Origin of the sequence: Blautia sp. SF-50, assembly GCF_900101315.1 — a bacterium.
Taxonomy (GTDB): Bacteria; Bacillota; Clostridia; order Lachnospirales; family Lachnospiraceae; genus Blautia_A; species Blautia_A fusiformis.
Genome location: NZ_FMUW01000003.1, coordinates 119,205 through 144,480 on the forward strand (window position 1 = coordinate 119,205; position 25,276 = coordinate 144,480).

Here is a 25,276-nt window from a genome sequence, read left to right on the forward strand (position 1 = left end):
AAAGAAAAAAGAGTTGACCGAAACTAACATTTGCGATTAGAATAGCATCAGAGAGTTAGTTACAGGTAACACGCGGCTGTTTACCTGAAACGACTTAAAAAGAACGGTGCATGACACCTGGTACGACATAAGGAGGAAAGAAATGAGAAGAAAGAATTTATGGCTTCGTTTGTCATCCTGCACAATGGCAGCGCTGATCGCAACCACATCCGTTGTGCCTGTGGCTGCAGCAGAGGTGGATTTTCAGGATGAGGCTTCTGTAGAGACAGAAGAAACAGCAGAGCCGGAAGAGGTGATCACAGAGGAAAGCATCCATGAACTTTATGGTATTGATCTGAAAGTAGCAAAAGTAGATGGACGTAAGTTCGTTTTAACCGTCTAAAGCGTATATAAGAAAGGAAAAGAAAATGAGAAATCCATCGAAAATATTCTGGATTCTGCTGGGGTTTCTTTGCCTTGGACTTGGCACCATCGGAGTTGTCCTTCCGATCTTGCCTACGGTTCCCTTTTATATGGCAACGCTGTTCTGCTTTGCAAAAAGCTCGGAATGGCTCCATACCTGGTTTACAGGAACAAACCTTTACAAAAAACATCTGGACAGTTTTGTGCAGAAAAGAGTTATGACGATTGGAACCAAATGCAAGATCATCGGCATGGTGACCGTAGTTATGGCCATTGGATTTATCTGCATGAAAAATGTACCCGCGGGAAGAATCTGTATTGCCGTTGTGTGGGTATGCCACATACTGTATTTCTTTCTCAGAGTAAGAACTGTGGAGGCGGAGGTGTAAGTAGCTGATGATAAAGACAAGACTGGTGGGGCTTTTATCCCACGCAAAAAAATATATCGTGTATACGATCCTGTGGCAGTGGCTGGCCCTGCTGTCACAGGTGATGGCTGTTTTTTCCATTGCAGGTCTTCTGGAAAAAGTGTTTTACGGAGATGTGACCACGGCGGGGGTGCAGCATACGGTTATTACCCTGATCCTGGCTGTGGTGGTCCGTTTTTGCTGCGAGAGGATGGGGGCAAGGTCTTCCCATCTGGCCTGTGTGGATGTAAAACGGATCCTCCGGGAAAAGATCTATGAAAAAATGCTGAAGCTTGGTGCTTCCTACAGAGAGCAGGTTTCCTCCTCTGAGGTGGTGCAGGTTTCCACAGAGGGAGTAGAGCAGCTGGAAACCTATTTCGGAAAATACCTCCCACAGCTGTTTTACAGCCTGATCGCGCCGGTGACGCTGTTTGTGATCCTCTGTCGGGTAAGCCTGAGATCCAGTGTGGTACTTCTGATCTGCGTGCCGCTGATTCCCATTTCCATTGTGGTGGTACAGAAGGTTGCGAAGAAGCTTCTTAACAGGTACTGGAGCATTTATACCGGTCTTGGAGATTCCTTTCTGGAAAACCTTCAGGGCCTGACTACCCTGAAGATCTATCAGGCGGATCAGCAGAAAGCAAATGAGATGGATACGGAATCCCAGCGGTTCCGTCAGATTACTATGAAGGTCCTGACCATGCAGCTGAATTCCACCAGTGTGATGGATATTGTGGCTTATGGCGGTGCGGCTGTTGGTATGGCTGTGGCAGTGACAGAGTTCCTTCACGGGAATTTGAGCCTTTCCGGGACGTTCTGCATTGTACTTCTGGCCAGTGAATTTTTTCTTCCGCTCAGGCTCCTGGGCTCCTTTTTCCATATTGCCATGAACGGTATGGCTGCCAGTGACAAGATATTTCGGATCCTGGATCTTCCGGAGCCAAAAGTAGGAGAGAAGACACTGCCTGAAGGCGGCCTGGATATTTCTTTCCAGAATGTGCATTTTTCTTATGAGAAGGATCGTGAGATCTTTAAGGGAATTGACCTTGATGTTCCTGCGGGAAGCTTTGTTTCCCTGGTTGGAGAGTCCGGCTGTGGTAAGAGTACCATTGCGGGGATCCTTTCCGGAAAGAACCGGGAATTTTCCGGTGAGATCTGTATTGGCGGGGTGCCACTTGGGGACGTCCGTGAGGATGACTTGATGGAACATGTGGTTCTGGTGCGGCATAACAGTTATCTCTTTAAGGGTACAGTCCGTGAGAATCTTCAGATGGCAAAAAAAGATGCTACGGATCAGGAAATGCGGGAGGTTCTTAAAAAGGTCAATCTCCTTGGATTTCTGGATACCCAGAACGGGCTGGATACGCTCCTTCTGGAAAAGGCTGGAAATCTTTCCGGCGGACAGTGCCAGAGGCTTGCAATCGCCAGGGCACTTCTTGCGGATGCCCCTGTGTACATTATGGATGAAGCCACCTCCAACATTGATGTGGAAAGTGAAGAGCTGATCATGGATGTGATCCACGAGATGGCAAAAACCAGGACAGTATTTCTGATCTCTCACAGACTTGCCAATGTGGTACAGTCCGATCAGATCTATTTCCTGAAGGACGGTGAGATCAGAGAATGCGGAAAGCATGAGAAGCTGATGGCCCTGGGTGGCGATTACTGTCATCTGTATGAGAGCCAGAGGGCACTGGAAAATTATGGGAAGGAGGGAAATGTGTGATGAGTGACAAAAACAATAACGCACGTGAAATGGCTGAAACTCAGAAAAATATATACAAGCAGAAGACAGATATGGCCATGGCGGGAACAGATGCAGAGAAAAAGCGAAGAAGTGCCATTGCTATCATGGGAAGTCTTATTGGTCTGGTGAAACCACTTCTACATATTATGGCGGCGGCGATCATACTGGGAACCGTTGGATATTTATGTGCTATTTTCCTGACGATCCTGGCAGGTCAGGTGATTCTTCATGGTTTGGCAGGAAATGATGCAGGTGCAGGGATCTCCGTGATCTCGGAAGCAGCAATGAAGAGTACCTGGCTTTCCGGAGTTTCTGTGAACAGGATCCTTGCAGTGATGATCCTTATTGCGGTGCTTCGTGGTATCTTTCATTATATGGAACAGTATTGCAATCATTTTATCGCCTTTAAGCTTCTGGCGATCATACGTCATAAGGTATTTGCGGCTCTGCGAAAACTTTGTCCTGCAAAGCTGGAAGGCCGTGACAAGGGTAACCTGATCTCCATTATCACTACGGATATCGAGCTTCTGGAGGTTTTTTACGCACATACCATTTCCCCGATAGCTATTGCAACGCTGACTTCTGTGATCATGGTGATCTTTATCGGAAGATACCATGTGCTTGCCGGAGTACTGGCTCTGGCAGCCTATCTGATCGTAGGCGTGGTGATCCCCATGTGGAACGGAAAGCGTGGAAGTCAGAAGGGTATGGAATTCCGTACAGAGTTCGGTGAGCTGAACAGTTTTGTGCTGGATTCACTTCGTGGTCTTGATGAGACGATCCAGTATAGTCAGGGCGAAAAAAGAAAAGCACAGATGTCTGATCAATCCAGAAAGCTTGCAGGAATGCAGGAGGATTTAAGCCGGATGGAGGGCTCCCAGAGATCCTTTACAAATCTGGTGATTCTGGTGGCTTCTTTCGGAATGCTGGCACTGACGATCCATCTGTATGGAATGGGAGAGATCGGTTTTGATGGAATCCTTACCTGTACCATTGCCATGATGGGATCCTTTGGCCCGGTTGTGGCGCTGTCCAGCCTTTCCAATAATCTGAACCAGACTCTGGCAAGCGGTGAGCGTGTGCTGTCTCTTCTGGAGGAGAAGCCGTTGGTGGAGGAGATTCCGGATGGAACCGGGCTTCACGCAGTTGGAAGGTTTAATGATGTGGAGAAACAAAATGAACCGGAACGGATAACAGTTGGTATGTATGTTAAGGGTTGGGAAAAGGATGAAGTATATAGCTCTGATTCGGAGAAGATTGAAAATGAATCTGTTGTTGGATTTTTAGGTGCAGAAGCTTTTCATGTGACATTCGCATATGAAGAGGAAACCATCCTGGATGACTACTCCCTGAAGCTTGCACCGGGTAGGATTACCGGTATCCACGGTTCCAGCGGCTCCGGAAAATCCACACTGCTGAAGCTTCTCATGCGTTTCTGGGATGTGAACGAAGGAAATATCTCCGTAGATAACAAAGATGTACGGGAAATCCCCACCCGTCATCTTCGCGACTTGGAAAGCTATGTGACACAGGAAACCCACCTGTTCCACGATTCCATCGCAAATAATATCGCCATTGCAAAGCCGGGAGCCAACCGTGAAGAGATTATGGCTGCCGCAAAAAAAGCCTCCATCCACGACTTTATCATGACGCTACCCAAAGGTTATGACACAGAAGTCGGGGAACTGGGCGATACCCTTTCCGGCGGCGAGAAACAGAGAATCGGCATTGCAAGAGCCTTCCTCCATGACAGCCCCCTTCTGCTTCTGGATGAACCAACCTCCAATCTGGATTCCCTCAACGAAGGCATCATCCTCAAGTCCCTGAAAGAAGACACCACCCGCCGCACTGTAGTCCTGGTATCCCACAGAGTCTCCACCATGAACGTGGCAGATGTGGTGTACGAGATGGAGAATGGGAGATTATCATAAGAGATAGCACGTTGGATGTACAAAAACCACAAAAACCGGAAATCGCAATTAATACTTGCATTTAACAGACATTGGTGTTACAATGAACGAAACTAAGAACTTGTTGGCATAGGAGTGGGCGAGAGCCCGCTCCTATTTGCTGAGAAGGAATTTGTTCAGAAATAGGCAGAAATAGGAAAGGCAGGTGGGAAGCATGAGCAGACGGGAAGAATATGAACAGAAGACAGAGGCGATCCTTACACCAATCGTGGAGTCCAGGGGCTTTGAGCTGGTAGACGTGGAGTATGTCAAGGAAGCCGGAACCTGGTATCTCAGAGGCTATATCGACAAGCCGGGCGGAATCACAGTCAATGACTGCGAGGACGTAAGCCGTGCATTCAGCGATATACTGGATGAGCAGGATTTCATCGAGGACAGCTACATTATGGAGATCAGTTCTCCGGGACTTGACCGGCCTCTTAAAAAAGAAAAAGACTTTAAGAGAAGCCTTGGCAAGCTGGTGGAGATCCGTACCTACCGGCCCATCGAGAAACAGAAAGAATTCTGCGGTATTTTAAATGCATATGATAGTAACAGTGTGACAATCGATGAAGACGGCACAGAACGTACCTTTGATAAAAAAGATATTGCCCTGATTCGTCTCGCGATCGAATTCTAAAAGAGAATCGAATCTGTAAAATTCAGGAGGAAAAAAGAAAAATGAGCAGAGATTTAAGAGATGCGCTGGACGTTCTCGAAAAAGAGAAAAACATCAGTAAGGATACACTGCTGGAGGCAATTGAGCAGTCACTGATCCAGGCATGTAAGAACCATTTCGGAAAGGCAGATAACGTTCACGTTATGATCGATCCGGAGACCTGTGACTTCAGTGTTTACGCTGACAGAACTGTTGTAGAGCATGTGGAGGATCCGGCGCTGGAGATTTCTCTGGTGGATGCACAGAAAACAAACACGAACGCAGAGATCGGTGATGTTATGAAGGTTGAGATCCAGTCCAAGGAATTCGGACGTATCGCAACCCAGAATGCAAAGAATGTCATTCTTCAGAAAATCCGTGAGGAAGAGCGTAAAGTTCTTTACGATCAGTACTATGGAATCGAAAAAGAAGTGGTAACCGGTATTGTTCAGAGAGTAATGGGCAAAAATGTCAGCATCAACCTTGGTAAGGCAGACGCAGTACTTACAGAGAACGAACAGGTAAAGGGTGAGACCTTCCAGCCAACTGAGCGAGTAAAAGTTTACATTCTTGAAGTTAAGGATACACCGAAGGGACCGCGTATCCTGGTTTCCAGAACACATCCCGGTCTTGTAAAGAGACTTTTCGAGTCCGAGGTTGCAGAGGTAAGAGACGGTACCGTTGAGATCAAGAGCATTGCCCGTGAGGCAGGCTCCCGTACCAAGATCGCTGTATGGAGCAACGATCCGGATGTAGATGCTGTGGGAGCATGCGTTGGTATGAACGGTGCACGTGTAGGGGCAGTTGTTAACGAGCTTCACGGTGAGAAGATCGATATCATCAACTGGGATGAGAACCCGGCGATCCTTATTGAGAATGCATTAAGCCCTGCAAAGGTTATCGCAGTTATGGCTGACCCGGATGAGAAGACCGCACTGGTCGTAGTTCCGGATTACCAGCTTTCCCTTGCTATCGGTAAGGAAGGACAGAACGCACGTCTTGCTGCAAGACTTACAGGCTTCAAGATCGACATCAAGAGCGAGACACAGGCAAGAGAGTCCGGTGACTTCTACGATGATTACGATGAGGAACACGAGGAAGCAGAGGAAGAAATGACAGAAGAGGCTGTTTCCGAAGAGCTTGAAGAAGTAGAGGAAGATACAGAAGAGACAGAAACAGAAGCTGAAGAAACAGCAGATGGAGATGCCGAAGAATAATGAAAACGAGAACCAAGATTCCCATGCGTCAGTGTACCGGCTGCAGGGAAATGAAAAGCAAAAAGGAAATGATACGAGTTCTCAGGACATCAGAGAATGAGATCATCCTGGACGCTACAGGTAAGAAAAACGGACGCGGCGCATACCTTTGTTTCTCAGAGGAATGCCTGGAAAAGGCTATCAAAAACCATGGCCTGGAGCGTTCCTTGAAAATGGCAGTTCCGGATGAAGTGTATCAGAACCTCAAAAAGGAGTTTGGATCAATTGAAAAACAATAAGGTTTTATCACTCATCGGACTTGCGACAAAAGCAGGAAAAACAGTGAGCGGAGAATTTTCCACAGAGAAATCCGTAAAAACAGGAAAAGGTTTCCTGGCACTGGTGGCAGATGATGCTTCCGAAAACACAAAAAAGAAATTTCGGAATATGTGTACCTATTATGAAGTTCCGTTATATTTCCTTTCAGACAAAGAGAGCCTGGGCAGAGCAATGGGCAAAGAATTCCGTGCCAGCCTTGCCGTGCAGGACGAAAATTTTGCAAAGGCGATCATGAAGGCGCTGGAAAAAGAATCCGGCAGATAACCTGCATGATACAGGCGTCTGTAAGGAGGTTTGACGATAGAAATGATAAAAGATAAATTCAACAGATCGGGAAAGGAGCAATATAGACAATTGGATACTCCAAAAACAGAAGAAAAGACAACAACGGTGAATACAGAGGGTAACAAATCTGAAGCACCGAAAAAGAAAAAAAATATCATCCGTGTATTTCATGCACAGAATGCCAGCGATGGCGGTAAAGGAAGAAGAAAACCGGCAGCAGGCGAGAGAAAGGGACCGGCACGTCCACAGAACGGCGGTCAGAGAAGCGCAGGAGCAAACACAAGAAATGGTGAGTCCGGTGAGCAGAGAAACGGTCAGAGTGGTCAGAATCGTACTCAGGGCGGAAGACCGCAGGGCAACCGTCCGGAAGGAAGAAGAGACGGAAATCGTGACGGAAGAACCTTCGAGGGAAGAAGAGACGGAGGAAATCGTTTTGGCGGAAACCGTTCCCAGAATGGTGAGGGACGTCCGGCAAGACAGGGCGAGGGAAACAGAGGCCCACGTCAGAATGACGGAAGAGGCGGAAGCCGTTTCGGCGGTGGAGCAAACCGTGGCCAGGGAGGTCAGGGCGGAAGCTTTGAAGGAAGAAGAGACGGAGGAAATCGTTTCGGCGGTGGAGCAAACCGTGGCCAGGGAGGCCAGGGCGGACGTTCCGAAGGCGGAAGAAGCGGAGACAACCGTTTCAGCGGAGCAAACCGTGGTGGCCAGGGCGGCGGACAGCGTCCGGGACAGAGAAGAAGCGGTGGCTCTTCAGATGCTGTATTCACTCCGGAGCTGACCAAGACATCCAAGGACAGCAAGCGTGAGCGTGACAGAGAGAATAAGAACAAGAAGAAAGAATTCGAGAAAGGTACCCAGGGCGGACGCAGACCAAATCAGGGCGGACGCAGACCGAATTCCAGAATCCCGAAAGCACTTCAGAAACCGAATCCACAGCCGAAGCAGGAAGAGAAGAAACCGGAGATCAAGGAGATCACCATTCCGGAGAAGCTTACTATCCGTGAGCTTGCGGACGCGATGAAGATGCAGCCGTCAGTGATCGTTAAGAAGCTTTTCATGGAAGGTGTCATGGTAACAGTAAACCAGGAGATCGACTTTGAAAAGGCAGAGGAGATCGCACTTGGCTTTGATATCATTGCTGAGAAGGAAGAAAAGGTGGATGTGATCGCAGAGCTCCTCAAAGAGGACGAAGAGGATGAGGATGATATGGTTCCGAGACCTCCGGTAGTCTGTGTTATGGGTCACGTTGACCATGGTAAAACATCTCTTCTGGATGCCATCCGTAATACAAACGTAACCAGAGGCGAGGCCGGCGGAATCACACAGCACATCGGTGCTTACGTGGTAAATATCAAAGGTCAGAAGATCACATTCCTGGATACACCGGGACATGAGGCGTTCACAGCTATGCGTATGCGTGGTGCCAACGCTACAGATATCGCAGTTCTGGTCGTTGCCGCAGACGATGGTGTAATGCCGCAGACAGTAGAGGCGATCAGCCATGCAAAGGCAGCCGGTGTTGAGATCATCGTTGCCATCAATAAGATCGATAAACCAAGTGCAAATGTAGAGCGTGTAAAACAGGAGCTTTCCGAGTATGAACTGATTCCTGAGGACTGGGGCGGAAGCACCATCTTTGTTCCGGTATCCGCACATACAGGAGAAGGAATTGAGAATCTTCTTGAGATGATTCTTCTTACTGCTGAGGTTTCCGAGCTCAAAGCCAATCCGAACCGTGAGGCAAGAGGTCTTGTTATTGAGGCTCAGCTTGATAAAGGTAAAGGACCGGTTGCTACCATCCTTGTTCAGAAGGGTACTCTTCATGTGGGAGACTTTATTGCCGCAGGTGCATGCAATGGTAAGGTACGTGCAATGATGGATGATAAGGGACGTCGTGTAAAAGAGGCAGGTCCGTCTACTCCGGTTGAGATCCTCGGACTTGGTGATGTTCCTAATGCAGGTGAGATCCTGATGTCCTTTGAGAGCGATAAAGAAGCCAAGAACTTTGCAGGCGCATTCGTTACAGAGAACAAGAGCCGTCTTCTCGAGGAGACCAAAGGCAAGCTTTCTCTGGATAACCTGTTTGACCAGATCCAGGCCAGCGATCTTAAGGAGCTTCCGATCATCGTCAAGGCCGATGTACAGGGATCTGTTGAGGCTGTTAAACAGAGCCTTACCAAGCTTTCCAACGAGGAAGTTATCGTTAAGGTGATCCATGGTGGTGTAGGTGCCATCAATGAGTCTGATGTCAGCCTTGCTGCAACATCCAATGCGATCATCATCGGCTTTAACGTACGTCCGGATACTACAGCAAAACAGCTTGCTGAGCAGGAGGGCGTTGACCTTCGACTTTATAAAGTCATTTATCAGGCGATCGAGGATGTAGAGGCAGCTATGAAGGGTATGCTGGATCCTGTATTCGAGGAGAAGGTTATCGGTCACGCAGAGGTTCGTCAGCTGTTCAAGGCATCCGGTGTCGGAACCATCGCAGGAAGCTATGTGCTGGATGGTACATTCCAGCGTAACTGTAAGGTTCGTATCACACGAGGTGAGGACCAGATCTTCGAGGGTGAGCTTGCATCCCTGAAGAGATTTAAGGATGATGTCAAGGAAGTTCGTGCCGGATATGAGTGTGGTCTTGTATTTAATGACTTTAATGATGTCAAAGAAGAAGATAAAGTCGAAGCATATATCATGGTAGAGGTACCAAGATAGGAGTGATTCGTAATGAGAAAAAACAGCATTAAAAATACACGTGTGAATGGTGCAGTTCAAAAAGAACTCAGCACCATCATACACAGCGAGATCAAGGACCCCAGAATTCATCCGATGACTTCTGTGACAGCTGTTGAGGTGGCACCGGATCTTAAGACCTGCAAAGCTTACATCAGTGTGCTGGGCGAGAAGCAGGCCAAGGATTCCACCCTCCGGGGCTTAAAGAATGCAGAGGGCTATGTTCGGAGAGAACTGGCCAGAAGACTGAATCTCCGCAATACACCGGAGATCCGTTTTGTTCTGGATGAGTCTATTGAATATGGTGTAAATATGTCAAAGAAGATCAATGACGTAATGAGTGGGATGGAAACAGAGGAATAGGTGGAAAAAATGAAAAACATTTCAGAAATACTGGAAAATGTAAAAACCGTTGGCATTGGCGGTCACATCCGTCCGGATGGAGACTGCATTGGTTCCTGTATGGCTCTGTATCTCTATATCCGGAAATATTTTCCTGATATAGAAGCAGATGTTTATCTGGAAGACCGGAAACCTGTATTTGATTACATTGACAGAATGGATGAGGTTAAGACAGAAGCAGAAGAAGATAAGGTGTATGATCTTTTTATCACCTGTGATGTCAGCGCACTGGACAGGCTTGCTGTTGCTCGGAAATATTTCGATGCAGCAAAAAAGACAGCCTGCATTGATCATCATGTGAGCAATAACGGATTTGCGGATGTCAATCATGTAAGAGGCGAGATCAGCTCTGCCAGCGAAGTTCTTTACGGACTTCTGGATTCAGACAAGATCGATCGTTCTATTGCGGTTCCTATTTATACAGGAATGGCACATGATACCGGCGTGTTCCAGTATTCTTCCACAACACCGGAAACCATGAGGATCGCCGGAGAACTGATGAAAACAGGATTTGATTTCAGCAGGATCATCGATGAGTCCTTTTACCAGAAAACATATCTTCAGAATCAGGTCATGGGACGTGTCCTAGCAGAGAGTATTCTCCTTCAGGGCGGTAAGTGTGTGGTCGGATATCTGAAAAAACGGGAGATGGATTTCTACAGTGTGGAAGGAAAGGATCTGGAGGGAATCGTGAGCCAGCTCCGTCTGACTGCTGGTGTGGAGGTTGCGATCTTTATCTATGAGATGCAGACGCAGCTCTTTAAGGTATCTCTCCGTTCCAATGGTAAGGTGGATGTAAGCAAGATTGCCGTATTTTTCGGAGGCGGCGGACATGTGCGTGCAGCCGGCTGTGATATGCAGGGCTCCATGTACGATGTGATCAATAACCTTACTGCTGAAATTGAAAAACAGCTTGCAGAGGAGTAAAGATAAGATCATGGACGGAATACTTGTGATCCGAAAGGAAAAAGGTTATACCTCTCATGATGTTGTTGCAAAGCTGCGTGGGATTCTCCACATGAAAAAGATTGGCCATACTGGGACTCTGGATCCGGCAGCAGAGGGAGTACTTCCTGTTGCACTGGGCAAGGGGACCCGGCTGGTGGAGCTTCTTACAGAAAAAGAAAAAACATATGAGGCGGTTTTAAGGCTGGGAGTTTCCACAGATACCCAGGACATGACCGGAGCTGTTCTTTCTGAGAAACCTGTGACCGTCACGGAAGAGGAAGTCCGTGAGGCAGTGGGATCCTTTGTGGGAGAACAGCTGCAGATCCCTCCTATGTATTCGGCTCTGAAGGTAAACGGAAAGAAGCTTTACGAACTGGCCAGAGAAGGAAAAACCATAGAGCGTAAGCCGCGCCCTGTGGTTTTTTATGAGATAAGGATACTGGATATGGAGCTTCCGCTGGTACGCATAAGCGTTACCTGTAGCAAGGGCACCTATATCCGTACACTTTGCAATGACATCGGAGAAAAATTAGGCTGCGGCGGAGCCATGGAAGAGCTGCTTCGGACCAGGTCCGGAAATTTCACTCTGGAAGAGAGCATGACACTTTCCCAGGTGGAGGAGGCGGTTGCCGATGGGACCATCGGGGAAAAGCTTGTTTCCATCGAGGATGTACTTTCCATGTATCCGGTCCTTACCTGTACACCGGAGGGAGACAGACTTCTCAATAACGGAAACCCGCTTCCGGAAGAACTGGTACAGGGAGGCAGCAGGGAAGAAAAAGTCCGGATGTATAAAAGCAGCGGAAATTTCACAGGAATATACGGCTGGGATGAAAGAAAACAGAAATACGTACCCATCCGCATGTTTTTTGTATGACATTTTATAAAAACTTGCAGGAGCAGCAGAAGATATGGAATACTTGAAGATCGACGGAGAATTTCCGCGCCTTTCAAAGAGTGCGGTGACACTTGGAAAATTTGACGGCATACACCGTGGACACCAGAAACTGGTGGAGAAGATCCTGGAACAGAAAGAAAAAGGTCTGCAGACAGTCCTTTTTTCTCTTGGCATCGGCAGTCAGATGATCTTTACAAAAGAGGAACGATGTCAGCTTCTTGAGAAAGCAGGCGTGGATGTGCTGATCGAATGTCCGCTGGATAACCGGATCCGTCATATGAAGGCAGAAACCTTTGTTAAAGAGATCCTGGTGGGAGATCTTCAGGCGGAGCATGTTGCAGTGGGAGAAGATTTCAGGTTCGGGTATGAACGCAAGGGAACACCACAGCTTCTGGAGACTATGGGAAGGAAGCTTGGCTTTACTGTGGATGTTGTTCCGAAAGAAATGGAAGGCCGCAGAAAGATCAGCAGTACATTTATCCGTGAGGAACTGAAAAAGGGAAATATGGAAAAGGTTAATGATCTGCTGGGAATCCCCTTTTTTGTGGACGGTGTGATCGAACATGGAAGAGGAATGGGACATAAGGTCCTTCTTCCCACTACTAATATCGTTCCTGCAAAAGAAAAGCTGATGCCGCCAAATGGCGTTTATGATACAGTGTCCCATTTTAAGGACAGAACCCTTTGCGGGATCACAAACGTAGGATATAAACCAACCATAGGAGAGAAATTCCTGGGTGTTGAGACCTATCTTTTTGACTGTGAAGAGGATCTGTACGGAGAGCCCTGCAGAGTGGAATTCTTTCATTATTCCAGACCGGAGAAGCGCTTTTCGTCCATAGAAGCACTGAAGCAGCAGCTCCTGAAGGATGCAGAAAAGGGAAAGGCTTATTTCCGCAGCCTCGAAAAATAAAAACTTTCGGGAAAAACTTTTCGAAAAAACAGTTTACAGGTCAGAAACCGTGTGCTATACTGTTCGAGGTGAAAAAAGCCAGTATTCAGAAGCCGGAGACTCCGACCACTTCTTAATACCCGGCGTTTAATTAAAATTTCAAGGAGGAAACAATAATGATTTCTAAAGAAAAGAAAACAGCGATCATGAAAGAGTATGCAAGAACAGAGGGTGACACAGGTTCACCGGAGGTTCAGGTTGCAGTTCTTACAGCAAGAATCCAGGAGCTCACAGAGCATCTTAAAACACACCACAAAGATCATCATTCCAGAAGAGGTCTTCTGAAAATGGTAGGTCAGAGACGTGGCCTTCTTGCTTATCTTAAGAAAACAGACATCGAAAGATACCGTGCACTGATTGAGAAATTAGGTTTAAGAAAATAATTGCTACGGGAGGGGCGGATGATTCCATCCGCCCCATTTTAACATGTGTGATAAACACAGACGGAATTACCGCAGGAGTGATTTCCGAGACTACTGAAAAGCCCATTTCCGGTCGAGATCTTTTTCAAAGGAAGTGGTCTTTTCAGTTGTTTCGGGCTCCTGTCAGATATTAATATAATAAGAAAAGGAGAACGAATATGTACAAAAGTTATTCCATGGAACTTGCAGGAAGAACACTGACTGTAGATATCGGACGTGTAGCGAAACAGGCCAATGGTGCTGCTCTTATGCACTATGGTGATACTACAGTCCTTGCTACTGCTACCGCATCCAAAGAGCCAAGAGAAGGAATCGATTTCTTCCCGTTAAGTGTTGAGTATGAGGAGAAGATGTATGCAGTAGGAAAGATCCCGGGAGGATTCAACAAGAGAGAGGGTAAGGCAAGCGAGCATGCAATCCTTACATCCCGTGTTATCGACCGTCCGATGCGTCCGCTGTTTCCAAAGGATTACAGAAATGACGTAACTCTGGTAGATATGGTTATGTCTGTTGATCCGGAATGCAATCCGGAGATCCCGGCTATGCTTGGTTCTTCCATTGCAACCTGTATTTCTGATATCCCATTTGACGGTCCATGCGCAACCACACAGGTTGGTATGATCGACGGCGAGTTTATCATCAACCCGACACTTGCACAGAAGGCAGTTTCTGATCTTCAGCTTACGGTTGCTTCTACAAGAGAGAAGGTTATCATGATTGAGGCCGGAGCTAATGAGATCCCGGAAGATAAGATGATCGAGGCTATCTACAAGGCTCATGAAGTGAACCAGGAGATCATCAAATTCATCGACCAGATCGTAGCAGAGTGCGGAAAAGAGAAACATTCCTACGAGTCCTGTGCAGTACCTCAGGAGCTTTTTGATGAGATCAAGAAGATCGTTCCTCCGGAAGAGATGGAGGTTGCCGTATTCTCTGATGACAAGCAGACACGTGAGAATAACATCAGCGAGATCACTGATAAGCTGAAAGAAGCTTTTGCAGACAATGAGGAATGGCTTGCCGTTCTCGGTGAGGCTGTATATCAGTACCAGAAGAAGACTGTCCGCAAGATGATCCTCAAAGATCATAAACGTCCGGATGGACGTGAGATCAGACAGATCCGTCCGCTGGCTGCAGAGACAGATATCATCCCGAGAGTTCATGGTTCTGCCATGTTCACAAGAGGACAGACTCAGATCTGTACCGTTACTACACTTGCTCCTCTTACAGAGGCACAGCGTCTTGACGGACTGGATGAGTTTGAGACATCCAAGAGATATATGCACCACTACAACTTCCCGTCCTACTCTGTAGGTGAGACCAAGCCTTCCAGAGGACCGGGACGTCGTGAGATCGGTCACGGAGCACTTGCTGAGAGAGCACTGGTACCGGTACTTCCTACAGAGGAAGAATTCCCATATGCAATCCGTACCGTATCTGAGACATTTGAGTCCAACGGCTCCACATCCCAGGCAAGTATCTGTGCATCTACCATGTCACTGATGGCTGCCGGTGTACCGATCAGAAAACCGGTTGCAGGTATTTCCTGCGGACTTGTTACAGGTGAAACAGACGATGATTACATCGTTCTTACAGATATCCAGGGCCTTGAGGACTTCTTCGGAGATATGGACTTCAAGGTAGCCGGAACACATGACGGAATCACAGCGATCCAGATGGATATCAAGATCCATGGTCTTACAAGACCGATTGTTGAGGAAGCGATCCGCAGAACAAAAGAGGCAAGAGAATATATCCTGACAGAAGTTATGGAGAAATGTATTGACAAGCCTCGTACAACAGTAGGAGAGTTTGCTCCGAAGATCATCCAGATCCAGATCGATCCGCAGAAGATCGGTGATGTTGTAGGTCAGAGAGGAAAGACTATCAACACCATTATTGAGCGTACAGGTGTGAAGATCGATATCACAGATGACGGCGCAGTTTCCATTTGCGGAACCGACCAGAAGGGTATGGATGAAGCAAAACGTATGATCGAGATCATCACTACCGAGTTTGAGGCAGGACAGATCTTTACAGGACGCGTAGTCAGCATCAAAGAGTTTGGCGCATTCCTTGAGTTTGCACCGGGCAAGGAGGGAATGGTACACATTTCCAAGATCTCCAAACAGAGGATCAACCGTGTTGAGGATGTTCTTACACTTGGCGACAAAGTTAAGGTTATCTGCCTTGGCAAGGACAAGATGGGAAGAATCAGCTTCAGCATGAAGGATGTACCGGAAGAAGCATAAATGATGAGATACCACAATATTACCAAGGACGATATGTTAAACGGAGACGGACTTCGTGTAGTGCTCTGGGTAGCCGGCTGTTCACACGGCTGCCGGGAGTGCCAGAATCCCATTACCTGGGATCCGAATGGAGGTCTGCCCTTTACGGACAGCGAGCGAGCTGAGATATTTGCAGAGCTGGACAAGGATTATATCAGCGGGATCACCTTTTCAGGAGGCGATCCTCTGCATCCTTCCAATATCGCTGAGGTAACAGCTCTTGCAAGAGAGATCAGAGAGAAGTATCCGGATAAGACGATCTGGCTGTATACGGGTTCTCTCTGGGAAGAAATCCAGCAGTACGAGATCATCCATTATCTGGATGTATGCGTGGACGGGGAATTTCAGGTGGACAAGAAAGAGGTTCGTCTGAAATGGAAAGGCTCCTCAAATCAGAGGGTGATCGATGTACAGGCGTCACTTCGTGAGAACCGTGTGGTTCTGTACACGGAGTGATCAGAGGTTTTTTTGAAATTACCTATTGGGAGTGGAACGAAAAATGAAAAGAATTGCGAAATTTCACAAGGTAAGTTTTGAACAGTTTGCAAAGGACTGGAAGGATACCTTTGAACAGTATTCAGAAGAGGAGATCCGGAATATCTACGACAGTCTGAAGCTTCCGAAGAGAGCTACGACCGGAAGTGCAGGATATGATTTTTATGCACCTGTGGATGTGACCATGAAGCCAGGTGAGATCGTAAAGATACCGACTGGTATCCGTGTAGAGATGGAAGAGGGCTGGGTTCTGAAATGTTATCCGAGAAGCGGACTGGGATTTAAATTCCGGCTGCAGTTGAATAACACCGTGGGGATCATTGACAGCGACTATTTCTTTTCTGACAACGAAGGTCATATCTTTGCCAAGCTGACTAACGATACAAGAGAAGATAAAACGATCCAGATCCCGGCAGGAACCGGTTTTATGCAGGGGATCTTTGTGGAATACGGAATCACCGTGGATGACGATGCAGATGCAGTAAGAAACGGCGGCTTCGGAAGTACCACAAAATAAAACAAAAGCCCGGAAGGCGGAGGTGTGAAGACCACATACATCCGATTTTCCGGGCTTGTTTTGTGTAGTTACTGCTTTCCGATAAATGCACTGTTTAGCTGAGAGGTGCGTCTGCCTCCTCGTCTGCACGTGCTTTTTCCACGACTGCGTTAAAGGCATTTGCGGCAGCGTCGTACTCTTCATCATCTTCAATGTTTGCCAGCATCGGATCGCCGTCTGCTGTGCGGGAGAAGCTGTAGAGATAAACCTCACCGGTCTCATTCTGGCCGTTCTCATCCAGTGGGAGAAGTGCGATATATTCTTTGTTCTCTACAGGGAAAATAGTAAGGATGGCACATTCTACCTCAGTATCATCATCCATAGTCAGGGTGATGGTATGATGTGCTTCATCTACCCTGCTTTCACAGTTAGCTGTGCAGGAAGCGCAGTCGCTTGGTGCACATCCGCTTTTGTTAAATTCATCACTCATAAAAAAATCCTCCGTTCTGCTGCTGCCTGTAAATAAGAGGGCAGCTCTGCATGATATAGAGAACATTTTAACAGATATGACGTAGAACAGCAACAAAATATTTGAGAGCCTGAGAAAACTTTCAAAATATTTTTTGCTTAATCCGACAATGTGAGATATAATAAAAATATGACGAAAAAATGAGGAGAAAATATAAAAATATGAAATTTATTTCCTGGAATGTAAATGGGATCCGGGCCTGTATCACCAAGGGCTTTGAGGAACGCTTTCATGAGCTGGATGCGGATATTTTCTGTCTGCAGGAGACGAAATGCCAGCAGGGACAGGTGAAACTGGAACTTCCCGGATATCATCAGTACTGGAACTACGCAAATCGCAGAGGCTATTCAGGTACAGCCATTTTTACAAAGAGGGAGCCATTGTCTGCAGTTTACGGGATCGGGATAGAGGAGCATGATAAAGAAGGACGTGTCATCACACTGGAATTCGAAGAGTATTATTTTGTGACTGTATATACTCCCAACTCCCAGAGCGAGCTCCGCCGTCTGGAATACCGTATGAAATGGGAAGAGGATTTTTTGGCTTATCTTCTGAAACTGCAGGAAAAGAAACCGGTGATCTGCTGTGGCGACCTTAATGTGGCACATCAGGAGATCGATCTCAAGAACCCGAAGACCAACCGCAAAAATGCAGGCTTTACGGATGAAGAGAGAGCCTGCTTTACCAGAGCCCTTGAGAGTGGCTTTATTGATACATTCCGCTATTTTTATCCGGATAAAGAGGGAGTTTACTCCTGGTGGTCCTATCGTTTCCGTGCACGAGAGAAGAACGCCGGCTGGCGTATCGACTATTTCCTTGTTTCCCCTTCCCTGAAAGAAAAGCTTCAGGATGCGAAGATCCACGGAGAGATCATGGGATCTGATCATTGCCCGGTTGAGCTGGATATTGATCTGTGACGGATCCGGTGAAACGGATTTCCATGGATTTGAATAATAAAAAGAGAAAAGGAGGAGTTGCCTTGGCAAGCCGCAGATTAGGTCGAGTGGAAAAAGGTCAGCCGCTGATACTTGGAGCCAACAGAATGGAGGGCGGTTATAATTTTGCAGTGGAGGCATCGGAGGATTCCGAAGTGTCCCTGCTTTTATATAAAAAAAGAGGAGCTGCCGCACCGGTGGAGATTGTTTTTCCAAAGGATTTCCATACAGGACGTGTGTGGGCGCTGAAGCTGTGCAGTGCTTCTCTGAAGGAGTTTGAATATAATTATAAAATAGACGGTGAGATCGTGCAGGATCCGTATGCATACGGACTTCACGGGAGAGAGCATTTCGGAGTACCTTACGATCCGGAAAAGGAGGTCCGCTGTCGCTTCCTTAATGAGAATGTTTCCGGCTGGGAAAATGAAACTGCACCGGCAGTAGAATATGAAAATATGATCCTGTACAAGCTTCATGTCCGTGGTTATACGAAGCTTGCCAGAAAGATGGTTTCCCATAAGGGGACTTTTCTTGGCCTGACAGAGATGATCCCTTACTGGAAAGAACTTGGGATCAATGCCATTGAACTGATGCCTGCCTATGAATTCTGTGAGGTTCCGATCAATAAACCGAAGGAAGGCAGTGAACACATCAAGACCCGTCGAAAGGAAAATGTAGTGAATTACTGGGGCTATGCATCCGGCTTTTATTTCAGCCCGAAGAGTGCTTACTGCAGCACCAGAGAACCGGAGCAGGAATTTCGGTATCTGATCCGGGAACTGCACAAGAACGGCATTGCCTGTATCATGGAATTCTATTTTCCGGAGGAAACAGACAGCCTGATGGCTCTTCGAGCTTTGCAGTTCTGGAGAGATTTTTACCATGTAGATGGATTTCATGTGCTGGGAGAGGGCTTTAACCGGGAGATGCTTCTTCGGGATGGAATCCTTTCCGGAGCAAAACTGATCTTCCAGGGCTTTGATTTTGATCATTTTTACAGAGGAAAGCTTCCGGCTAGACGTTGCGGAGCGGAGAGCAATATGAATTTTTTCCAGGATATGCGCCGTTTCCTGAAAAGCGATGAAGGTATGGTGGAGGCTGCAGCATGGCATATCCGTCATAACAGCGAGAATCATGGAGTGATCAATTACATGGTCTGCCAGGACGGATTTACCATGAATGACCTGGTGAGCTACAATTATAAACATAACGAGGCCAATGGCGAAGGCAATCAGGACGGAAGCAGCTATAATTATTCCTGGAACTGTGGTGTGGAAGGCCCTACCCGTAAGGTTTCCGTCCGTCAGATGAGGGAACGCCAGATCAAAAATGCCTTTCTGATGATGCTGCTGAGTCAGGGTGTTCCCATGATCTATCACGGTGATGAATTCGGCAATTCCCAGAGCGGAAACAATAATGCCTACTGTCAGGATAATGCTACCGGCTGGACAGACTGGAAGGGCCTTTCCAGAAACCAGGGACTGAGGGAATTTGTAAAGGATGCCATTGCTTTTCGTAAGGCCCATCCCGTTCTTCATATGCCGGTGGAACTGAAAGGGGTAGATTATCTGACCAAGGGGTTCCCGGATGTGTCTCTTCACGGGGAACGTGCCTGGTATCTGAGCTATGAGAATACCAGCAGGCTTCTTGGTATGATGTACTACGGAGCCTATGCAAGGGAAAAAGAGGATCTGGAGGCTGCAGAAGATGATTTTATTTACATCGGCTATAATTTCCACTGGGAAAACCGGAGCCTTGCTCTGCCCAATCTCCCGGAAGGCATGTGCTGGAAAAAAATTGCAGATACCTCTCTTCACGGAACAGGATTCTGTCTGGAGGAGGAAGAAGAATATAAAAAATCAATCGAAATAGGCCCCCGCGCCATTGTGGTATTGCTGGGCAGACAGGAGGCGGAGAAAGATGCGATCATGGCACCTGTGGCTGCACTTCAGGACCATCACGAGGCATAAGCTTCTGGTGATGAAATATTGTTTTCGTATCGGGTTATATAAGCAGGGGTTGCTTCATGACCTGTCCAAATATTCCCCGACGGAATTTCTGGTAGGCTGTAAATATTATCAGGGGACAAGAAGCCCCAACAACGCGGAACGTGAGGCAACCGGCGTATCCATGTCCTGGCTGCACCATAAGGGAAGAAACAGACACCATTTTGAACATTGGGTAGACTATTCCCTTGACGGTGAGCATGTGATCATGGGAGCCAGAATGCCCAGAAAATATGTGGCGGAAATGGTCATGGACCGGATCAGTGCATCCAGAAACTATCTGGGAGAGGAATATACCTATCATGAACCATTGCAGTATTTTCTGAAAAGCAAGGAGAAGCTGTGGTTTATCCACCCACAGACAAAGAAAGAGCTGGAGGGACTTCTCCGGATCCTGGATAAATACGGAGAGGATAAGACCCTGTGGTATATCCGCAATGTATATCTATGTGATAACCGCGGAAAAAAAGTGAAAAGCCCTGGGAAAAAGCTTCGAAATCACAGATAGGGGTGTATTTTTGGCAGGTTGTCTGATATAATATTCAGATATCAGGAGGAAGAATGAATGGATACACCAACAATTGCGAAATACTATAGAGAGAAAGATCCCATGGAGCGCCTGAAGCTTCTGGAGCAGTCCATTGCAGCAGGAGAAGAACCAGAAGAAAACAGGATCCGCAAGGAACTCTGGGAGATCCGTTACAGCGATAAAGCTGAGACTGGTGATACCAGGGCAGACGGTTATCTCGGTCTCTGGATGACCATGGAGTTTAACCGGAATTCCGCTTCCAGATTCTTTGGTACAAGAAGTGCGAAGAAAGAGATAGGCAAGTATCTTAAGAAGCTGAAATTTCAGGAGCTCCAGGAAAGGGGCGGCCTTTATGAGGAGCTTCTTTACCGGGAATGCTGTCATCTGGTTCTGGTCTACATGGATCTCTGTCAGACAGATAAATCCTATAACACAACGATTTTCGGCCTGATCCACATCAAGGAGGACAGTGCGAAGGCCAAGGTCCAGAGAGACATCAGGGAAACAGCTGTGGAGCTTCCGGCTAATCTTGGAATGGAAGCTGAGCTTGGAATCATCACAAGAGCTGCCAGAGAAATCTACAGGCAGTATTATCCCAACGAAGGAAACATTTAGGAGGCCGGAGAGCTTCCGTTTCAGGCTGTCTGACTACTCAGGCAGCCTTTTGTTGCCATGCATCCGATAAAATATTCTGAGATTTTTTGAACGAAGATCCATGTCGGGTGTGAAGAGAAACATTCAGGAGGTTACTATTTTATGAATCCCAATCATCTGAACGCATATGAAGTCCTGAAGGAAGAGGAGCTTCAGGATATTCATTCAAAAGGATGGCTTCTGAGACACAAAAAAACAGGAGCCAGAGTGATGCTCATCGAGAATAGTGATGAGAATAAGGTTTTTAACATTGCATTCCGTACACCGCCGAAAAACAGCACAGGTGTTGCTCATATATTGGAACACAGCGTACTGTGCGGCTCCAGGGAATTTCCGCTTAAGGATCCTTTTGTGGAGCTGGTAAAAGGTTCTCTTAATACCTTCCTTAATGCCATGACCTATCCGGATAAGACCTGCTACCCGGTAGCAAGCTGTAATGACCGGGATTTCCAGAATCTGATGCATGTATATCTGGATGCGGTATTCTATCCGAATATTTACAAAAAAGAAGAGATCTTCCGTCAGGAAGGCTGGAACTACCATCTGGAGAAAAAAGAAGGCCCGCTGAAATACAACGGTGTCGTTTACAATGAAATGAAGGGTGCTTTTTCCTCACCGGATGATGTTCTGGAGAGAGAGATCATGAATTCGCTGTTCCCGGATACAACCTATGGCTGTGAGTCCGGCGGAGATCCTGTAAATATTCCGGATCTCAGCTATGAGGAATTTCTGGATTTCCACAGACAGTACTATCATCCGTCCAACAGCTTTATCTATCTCTACGGAAACATGGATATGGAGGAGAAGCTGGAATTTCTTGACAGCCATTATCTGTCTGCCTTTGATTCTCTTGTCATTGATTCCGAGATCCGGGATCAGGAAGCCTTTGCTCAGGTAAAGGACATCCAGAAGTCTTATCCGGTATCAGAGGATGAGGGAGAAGAGGATAACACCTATCTTTCCTACAATATGGTTGTGGGTGAAGCGGCAGATATCAACCTGAGTCTTGCTTTCGAGGTTTTGGATTATGCTCTCTTAAGCGCACCGGGTGCACCACTGAAGCAGGCACTTTTGGATGCAAAGATCGGCAAAGATATCTACGGCTCCTTTGAGGACGGTATCAAGCAGACCTATTTCTCCATTGTGGCAAAGGGAGCAAACTTAAGTCGGAAAGAGGAATTCATAAAGGTGATCCGTGACACTCTCACAAAGATCGCAGAGGAAGGCATCGACAAAAAGGCGGTAACAGCCGGAATCAATTACTATGAATTCCGTTTCCGCGAAGCAGATTTTTCTTCCTATCCGAAGGGGCTGATGTATGGCCTGGATATTTTAAGCAGCTGGCTTTATGATGATACGAAGCCGTTCTGTGAGGTGCAGCTTCTGGAGGGCTTTGAGTTCCTTAAGAAAGCCCTGGAAGAGGGATATTTTGAGGAGCTGATCCGAAAATATCTTCTGGGCAACACTCATGGTGCGATCCTTTCCCTGGTACCGGAGAAGGGCCTTGCAGCAAAGAGGGATAAGGAACTGGAAGAAAAGCTGGAGAATTACAGAAAGAGCCTTTCTGATGAAGAGCTTACCCGGATGGTAGAGAATACCAAAGCGCTGGAGGCTTATCAGGAAGCGGAGGAAGCTCCGGAAGCGCTGACCTGCATCCCCATGCTCTCCAGAGAAGACATCAAAAAAGAGATCACAGGGCTGACAAACGAGGAGCACCATGTGGAGGACAGCTTGTTTCTGTATCATGATGTGTGCACCAATGGTATCGGTTATGCGGATCTTCTTTTTGAGATCCATGACTTTGATGTTGATACAGTCCATTATCTGGGACTTCTGAAATCTGTGCTTGGTGCAGTGGATACGGAGAATTACACGTATGGCGAGCTGTTTAATGAAGTGAATGCGAGAACCGGCGGTATTGCCTATGGGATAGAGGTTTTTGATGATGCCCAGGATACCGATGCATTCCGTGCCATGTTTGCCGTAAGAGGAAAAGCGTTATATCCGGAGATGGATTTCATGTTTTCCATGATCCGGGAGGTTCTTACAACTTCGAAGCTGGATGACACCAAACGTCTCTACGAGATCATTGCCAGAGTGAGATCCAGAGCCCAGGCCAGCCTTGCAAGTGCAGGCCATTCCACCGCCGTTCTCCGTGGTGCTTCCTACGCATCTCCGATGGCGGCATTCCAGGATGAGATGGCAGGAATCGGATATTATCAGTTTATCGAAAAACTGGAGAAGGATTTTGACAGCTGCAAGGATGAGATCGTGAAAAATCTCCGTAAGGTGATGGAAGAGGTACTTCGTCCGGAGAATTTCTGTGTAAGCTATACCGGAGAGAGAGAATCTCTGGATGTAGTAAAAGCACAGGCTGCCGGGATCAAAAAAGTCTTGTTTAACGGACAGAAGCCGGAGCCTGTGAAGCAGGCCCCCTGCATAAAGAAAAACGAAGCCTTCAAGACCTCCGGCCAGGTCCAGTATGTGGCACAGAATGGAAACTTCCGCAAAAAAGGCCTGGAGTATACCGGTGCACTGGAGATCCTGAAAGTGATCTTAAGCTACGATTATCTCTGGATCAACCTTCGTGTAAAGGGTGGAGCGTATGGCTGCATGAGTGGCTTTAAGAGAAACGGAGAGAGCTTCCTGGTATCCTACCGTGACCCCCATCTAAAGAGAACCCTGGAAGTATACCAGGGAGTGCCGGATTATATCCGTGCCTTTGAGGCAGACGAGCGTGAGATGACAAAATATATCATCGGAACGATCAGCAACAAGGATGTGCCGAGAACTCCGCAGATGCAGGGAAGTATCTCAAAAACCGCATATTTCTCCAATGTTACAGAGGATATGCTCCAGAAGGAAAGAAATCAGATCCTCGGAGCGCAGAAGGAGGATATCCAGAAACTGGCAGCTCTTGTAGAAGCAGTACTTTCCGATGATCAGATCTGCGTAGTAGGAAGTGAGACTGCAATAGAGAAGGCGGAAGATGTATTCATGGAAGTGAAGCCACTGATCGGCTGAGGAGAAACAAAGCCTGCTGTCCGTTAAATGGGATAGCAGGCTGTGAAAGGATTATGAGAGGATAAAGAATGGATAATAATTTTAGATCAGGCTTTGTTGCAATCATCGGAAGACCGAATGTTGGAAAATCCACGCTGATGAACCATCTTATCGGACAGAAGATCGCCATCACATCAAACAAGCCACAGACAACCAGAAACAAGATACAGACCGTGTATACCTGTGATGAGGGACAGATCGTATTTTTGGACACACCGGGTATCCACAAGGCAAAAAATAAGCTTGGAGAATACATGGTACAGGTTGCGGAGAGAACCCTGAAGGAAGTAGATGCCATTATGTGGCTGGTGGAGCCGTCCACGTTCGTAGGTGCGGGAGAGCGCCACATTGCCGAGCAGCTGCAGAAGGTTGGAGTTCCTGTGATTCTCATCATCAACAAGATCGATACGGTAAAAAAAGAAGAGCTTCTTCCTGCGATCGATACCTACCGTAAGATCTGTGATTTTGCAGAGATCATTCCTTGCTCTGCCCTCCGCGGAAAAAACACACAGGATATCATTCCAAGTATTTTCAAATATCTTCCGTACGGACCGATGTTCTATGATGAAGATACAGTTACCGACCAGCCTCAGCGCCAGATCGCCGCAGAGATCATCCGTGAGAAGGCTCTGCATGCACTGGATGAGGAGATCCCTCACGGAATCGCCGTTGCCATTGACCGGATGAAGAAACGTCCGGGAAGAAGCAACATTATAGATATTGATGCGACCATCATCTGCGAGCGTAATTCCCACAAAGGCATCATCATCGGAAAACAGGGTGCCATGCTGAAAAAGATCGGAAGCAATGCCCGCTATGAGCTGGAGCGTATGCTGGAAGCAAAGGTAAACCTAAAGCTCTGGGTCAAGGTGACTAAGAACTGGAGAGACAGTGATTTCCTGATCAAGAACTTTGGATATGATAAGAAAGAAATCTGAAA

General features: G+C 47.2%; 24 protein-coding genes. 23 read left to right on the top strand and 1 reads right to left on the bottom strand.

All coding sequences use genetic code 11. The features are described 5' to 3' along the window. Positions 1–142: 142 nt before the first annotated feature. From BLP57_RS18505 to BLP57_RS02995, 17 genes are all read left to right on the top strand, one after another. Entirely contained in the window at positions 143–382 is a 240-nt protein-coding gene (locus tag BLP57_RS18505) for a hypothetical protein (protein ID WP_092069346.1), read from the top strand. Positions 383–407: 25 nt separating this feature from the next. Next, a complete protein-coding gene (locus BLP57_RS02920) occupies positions 408–791 on the top strand; it encodes a YbaN family protein (RefSeq protein WP_092069349.1) in 384 nt (127 codons plus the stop codon). Positions 792–798: 7 nt separating this feature from the next. Further along, on the top strand, positions 799–2,535 hold the full coding sequence (locus BLP57_RS02925) for an ABC transporter ATP-binding protein/permease (RefSeq protein WP_092069352.1): 1,737 nt from the start codon (positions 799–801) through the stop codon (positions 2,533–2,535). A 77-nt stretch (positions 2,536–2,612) separates the two neighbouring features. Next, positions 2,613–4,487: an amino acid ABC transporter ATP-binding/permease protein gene (locus BLP57_RS02930; protein WP_092069469.1), complete on the top strand. Its 1,875-nt coding sequence runs from the start codon at positions 2,613–2,615 to the stop codon at positions 4,485–4,487. Between the two features lie 193 nt (positions 4,488–4,680). Beyond that, on the top strand, positions 4,681–5,145 hold the full coding sequence (gene rimP / locus BLP57_RS02935) for a ribosome maturation factor RimP (protein ID WP_021650312.1): 465 nt from the start codon (positions 4,681–4,683) through the stop codon (positions 5,143–5,145). 41 nt (positions 5,146–5,186) lie between these two features. Then, the gene (gene nusA / locus BLP57_RS02940) at positions 5,187–6,380 is read left to right on the top strand and encodes a transcription termination factor NusA (protein WP_015525794.1); all 1,194 of its coding nucleotides are present in this window, start codon (positions 5,187–5,189) and stop codon (positions 6,378–6,380) included. Next, positions 6,380–6,658, top strand: coding sequence for an RNase P modulator RnpM (gene rnpM / locus BLP57_RS02945; RefSeq protein ID WP_015525795.1), 279 nt, complete (start codon positions 6,380–6,382; stop codon positions 6,656–6,658). Before nusA ends, rnpM begins: the two co-directional genes overlap by 1 nt. Beyond that, complete coding sequence (locus BLP57_RS02950; RefSeq protein WP_021650310.1) at positions 6,645–6,962, top strand: L7Ae/L30e/S12e/Gadd45 family ribosomal protein; 318 nt, start codon at positions 6,645–6,647, stop codon at positions 6,960–6,962. The genes rnpM and BLP57_RS02950 overlap by 14 nt, the downstream gene beginning before the upstream one ends. A gap of 42 nt (positions 6,963–7,004) precedes the next feature. Then, entirely contained in the window at positions 7,005–9,698 is a 2,694-nt protein-coding gene (infB, locus tag BLP57_RS02955) for a translation initiation factor IF-2 (RefSeq protein WP_092069354.1), read from the top strand. A gap of 12 nt (positions 9,699–9,710) precedes the next feature. Next, on the top strand, positions 9,711–10,079 hold the full coding sequence (gene rbfA / locus BLP57_RS02960; protein ID WP_015525797.1) for a 30S ribosome-binding factor RbfA: 369 nt from the start codon (positions 9,711–9,713) through the stop codon (positions 10,077–10,079). Positions 10,080–10,088: 9 nt separating this feature from the next. Next, a complete protein-coding gene (locus tag BLP57_RS02965; protein ID WP_022426620.1) occupies positions 10,089–11,045 on the top strand; it encodes a DHH family phosphoesterase in 957 nt (318 codons plus the stop codon). 7 nt (positions 11,046–11,052) lie between these two features. Further along, positions 11,053–11,943, top strand: a complete 891-nt coding sequence (gene truB, locus BLP57_RS02970) for a tRNA pseudouridine(55) synthase TruB (protein ID WP_059085251.1) — start codon at positions 11,053–11,055, stop codon at positions 11,941–11,943. A gap of 34 nt (positions 11,944–11,977) precedes the next feature. Further along, entirely contained in the window at positions 11,978–12,877 is a 900-nt protein-coding gene (locus BLP57_RS02975; RefSeq protein ID WP_015525800.1) for a bifunctional riboflavin kinase/FAD synthetase, read from the top strand. Between the two features lie 155 nt (positions 12,878–13,032). Continuing rightward, the gene (rpsO, locus tag BLP57_RS02980; RefSeq protein ID WP_015525801.1) at positions 13,033–13,299 is read left to right on the top strand and encodes a 30S ribosomal protein S15; all 267 of its coding nucleotides are present in this window, start codon (positions 13,033–13,035) and stop codon (positions 13,297–13,299) included. A gap of 197 nt (positions 13,300–13,496) precedes the next feature. After that, complete coding sequence (locus BLP57_RS02985; RefSeq protein ID WP_015525802.1) at positions 13,497–15,590, top strand: polyribonucleotide nucleotidyltransferase; 2,094 nt, start codon at positions 13,497–13,499, stop codon at positions 15,588–15,590. A 3-nt stretch (positions 15,591–15,593) separates the two neighbouring features. Then, positions 15,594–16,085 carry an anaerobic ribonucleoside-triphosphate reductase activating protein gene (gene nrdG / locus BLP57_RS02990; RefSeq protein WP_044961222.1) on the top strand — a complete coding sequence of 164 codons (492 nt, stop codon included), beginning with the start codon at positions 15,594–15,596 and terminating at the stop codon, positions 16,083–16,085. 43 nt (positions 16,086–16,128) lie between these two features. Beyond that, positions 16,129–16,641 (top strand): deoxyuridine 5'-triphosphate nucleotidohydrolase, encoded by a 513-nt coding sequence (locus BLP57_RS02995; protein ID WP_015525804.1) that lies wholly within the window; start codon positions 16,129–16,131, stop codon positions 16,639–16,641. Between the two features lie 94 nt (positions 16,642–16,735). On the opposite strand, the gene BLP57_RS03000 is transcribed toward BLP57_RS02995, so the two are convergent. Next, on the bottom strand, positions 16,736–17,110 hold the full coding sequence (locus tag BLP57_RS03000) for a DUF1292 domain-containing protein (RefSeq protein WP_021977112.1): 375 nt from the start codon (positions 17,108–17,110) through the stop codon (positions 16,736–16,738). 200 nt (positions 17,111–17,310) lie between these two features. On the opposite strand from BLP57_RS03000, the gene BLP57_RS03005 reads away from it, so the two are divergent. The 6 genes from BLP57_RS03005 to era all read left to right on the top strand — a co-directional run bounded on the left by BLP57_RS03005 (position 17,311) and on the right by era (position 25,274). Further along, on the top strand, positions 17,311–18,066 hold the full coding sequence (locus BLP57_RS03005; RefSeq protein WP_021977111.1) for an exodeoxyribonuclease III: 756 nt from the start codon (positions 17,311–17,313) through the stop codon (positions 18,064–18,066). A 62-nt stretch (positions 18,067–18,128) separates the two neighbouring features. Further along, a complete protein-coding gene (locus tag BLP57_RS03010) occupies positions 18,129–20,054 on the top strand; it encodes a Type II secretory pathway, pullulanase PulA and related glycosidase (RefSeq protein WP_242872543.1) in 1,926 nt (641 codons plus the stop codon). Beyond that, positions 20,005–20,598, top strand: coding sequence for a DUF5662 family protein (locus BLP57_RS03015; protein WP_242872544.1), 594 nt, complete (start codon positions 20,005–20,007; stop codon positions 20,596–20,598). Before BLP57_RS03010 ends, BLP57_RS03015 begins: the two co-directional genes overlap by 50 nt. Before the next feature lie 57 nt (positions 20,599–20,655). Next, positions 20,656–21,234, top strand: a complete 579-nt coding sequence (locus tag BLP57_RS03020; RefSeq protein WP_015525807.1) for a DUF6553 family protein — start codon at positions 20,656–20,658, stop codon at positions 21,232–21,234. A 141-nt stretch (positions 21,235–21,375) separates the two neighbouring features. Further along, the gene (locus BLP57_RS03025; RefSeq protein WP_092069361.1) at positions 21,376–24,297 is read left to right on the top strand and encodes an insulinase family protein; all 2,922 of its coding nucleotides are present in this window, start codon (positions 21,376–21,378) and stop codon (positions 24,295–24,297) included. Between the two features lie 68 nt (positions 24,298–24,365). Continuing rightward, positions 24,366–25,274, top strand: coding sequence for a GTPase Era (era, locus tag BLP57_RS03030; protein WP_015525809.1), 909 nt, complete (start codon positions 24,366–24,368; stop codon positions 25,272–25,274). The last annotated feature ends 2 nt before the right edge of the window (positions 25,275–25,276 follow it).

Excerpts from the sequence above, each read along its gene's own strand:
- BLP57_RS18505 (WP_092069346.1), top strand. The coding sequence starts at position 143 with ATGAGAAGAAAGAATTTATGGCTTCGTTTGTCATCCTGCACAATGGCA.
- BLP57_RS02920 (WP_092069349.1), top strand. The coding sequence starts at position 408 with ATGAGAAATCCATCGAAAATATTCTGGATTCTGCTGGGGTTTCTTTGC.
- BLP57_RS02925 (WP_092069352.1), top strand. The coding sequence starts at position 799 with ATGATAAAGACAAGACTGGTGGGGCTTTTATCCCACGCAAAAAAATAT.
- BLP57_RS02930 (WP_092069469.1), top strand. The coding sequence starts at position 2,613 with ATGGCGGGAACAGATGCAGAGAAAAAGCGAAGAAGTGCCATTGCTATC.
- rimP (WP_021650312.1), top strand. The coding sequence starts at position 4,681 with ATGAGCAGACGGGAAGAATATGAACAGAAGACAGAGGCGATCCTTACA.
- nusA (WP_015525794.1), top strand. The coding sequence starts at position 5,187 with ATGAGCAGAGATTTAAGAGATGCGCTGGACGTTCTCGAAAAAGAGAAA.
- rnpM (WP_015525795.1), top strand. The coding sequence starts at position 6,380 with ATGAAAACGAGAACCAAGATTCCCATGCGTCAGTGTACCGGCTGCAGG.
- infB (WP_092069354.1), top strand. The coding sequence starts at position 7,005 with ATGATAAAAGATAAATTCAACAGATCGGGAAAGGAGCAATATAGACAA.
- rbfA (WP_015525797.1), top strand. The coding sequence starts at position 9,711 with ATGAGAAAAAACAGCATTAAAAATACACGTGTGAATGGTGCAGTTCAA.
- BLP57_RS02965 (WP_022426620.1), top strand. The coding sequence starts at position 10,089 with ATGAAAAACATTTCAGAAATACTGGAAAATGTAAAAACCGTTGGCATT.
- BLP57_RS02975 (WP_015525800.1), top strand. The coding sequence starts at position 11,978 with ATGGAATACTTGAAGATCGACGGAGAATTTCCGCGCCTTTCAAAGAGT.
- rpsO (WP_015525801.1), top strand. The coding sequence starts at position 13,033 with ATGATTTCTAAAGAAAAGAAAACAGCGATCATGAAAGAGTATGCAAGA.
- BLP57_RS02985 (WP_015525802.1), top strand. The coding sequence starts at position 13,497 with ATGTACAAAAGTTATTCCATGGAACTTGCAGGAAGAACACTGACTGTA.
- nrdG (WP_044961222.1), top strand. The coding sequence starts at position 15,594 with ATGAGATACCACAATATTACCAAGGACGATATGTTAAACGGAGACGGA.
- BLP57_RS02995 (WP_015525804.1), top strand. The coding sequence starts at position 16,129 with ATGAAAAGAATTGCGAAATTTCACAAGGTAAGTTTTGAACAGTTTGCA.
- BLP57_RS03000 (WP_021977112.1), bottom strand. The coding sequence starts at position 17,110 with ATGAGTGATGAATTTAACAAAAGCGGATGTGCACCAAGCGACTGCGCT.
- BLP57_RS03005 (WP_021977111.1), top strand. The coding sequence starts at position 17,311 with ATGAAATTTATTTCCTGGAATGTAAATGGGATCCGGGCCTGTATCACC.
- BLP57_RS03015 (WP_242872544.1), top strand. The coding sequence starts at position 20,005 with ATGCGATCATGGCACCTGTGGCTGCACTTCAGGACCATCACGAGGCAT.
- BLP57_RS03020 (WP_015525807.1), top strand. The coding sequence starts at position 20,656 with ATGGATACACCAACAATTGCGAAATACTATAGAGAGAAAGATCCCATG.
- BLP57_RS03025 (WP_092069361.1), top strand. The coding sequence starts at position 21,376 with ATGAATCCCAATCATCTGAACGCATATGAAGTCCTGAAGGAAGAGGAG.
- era (WP_015525809.1), top strand. The coding sequence starts at position 24,366 with ATGGATAATAATTTTAGATCAGGCTTTGTTGCAATCATCGGAAGACCG.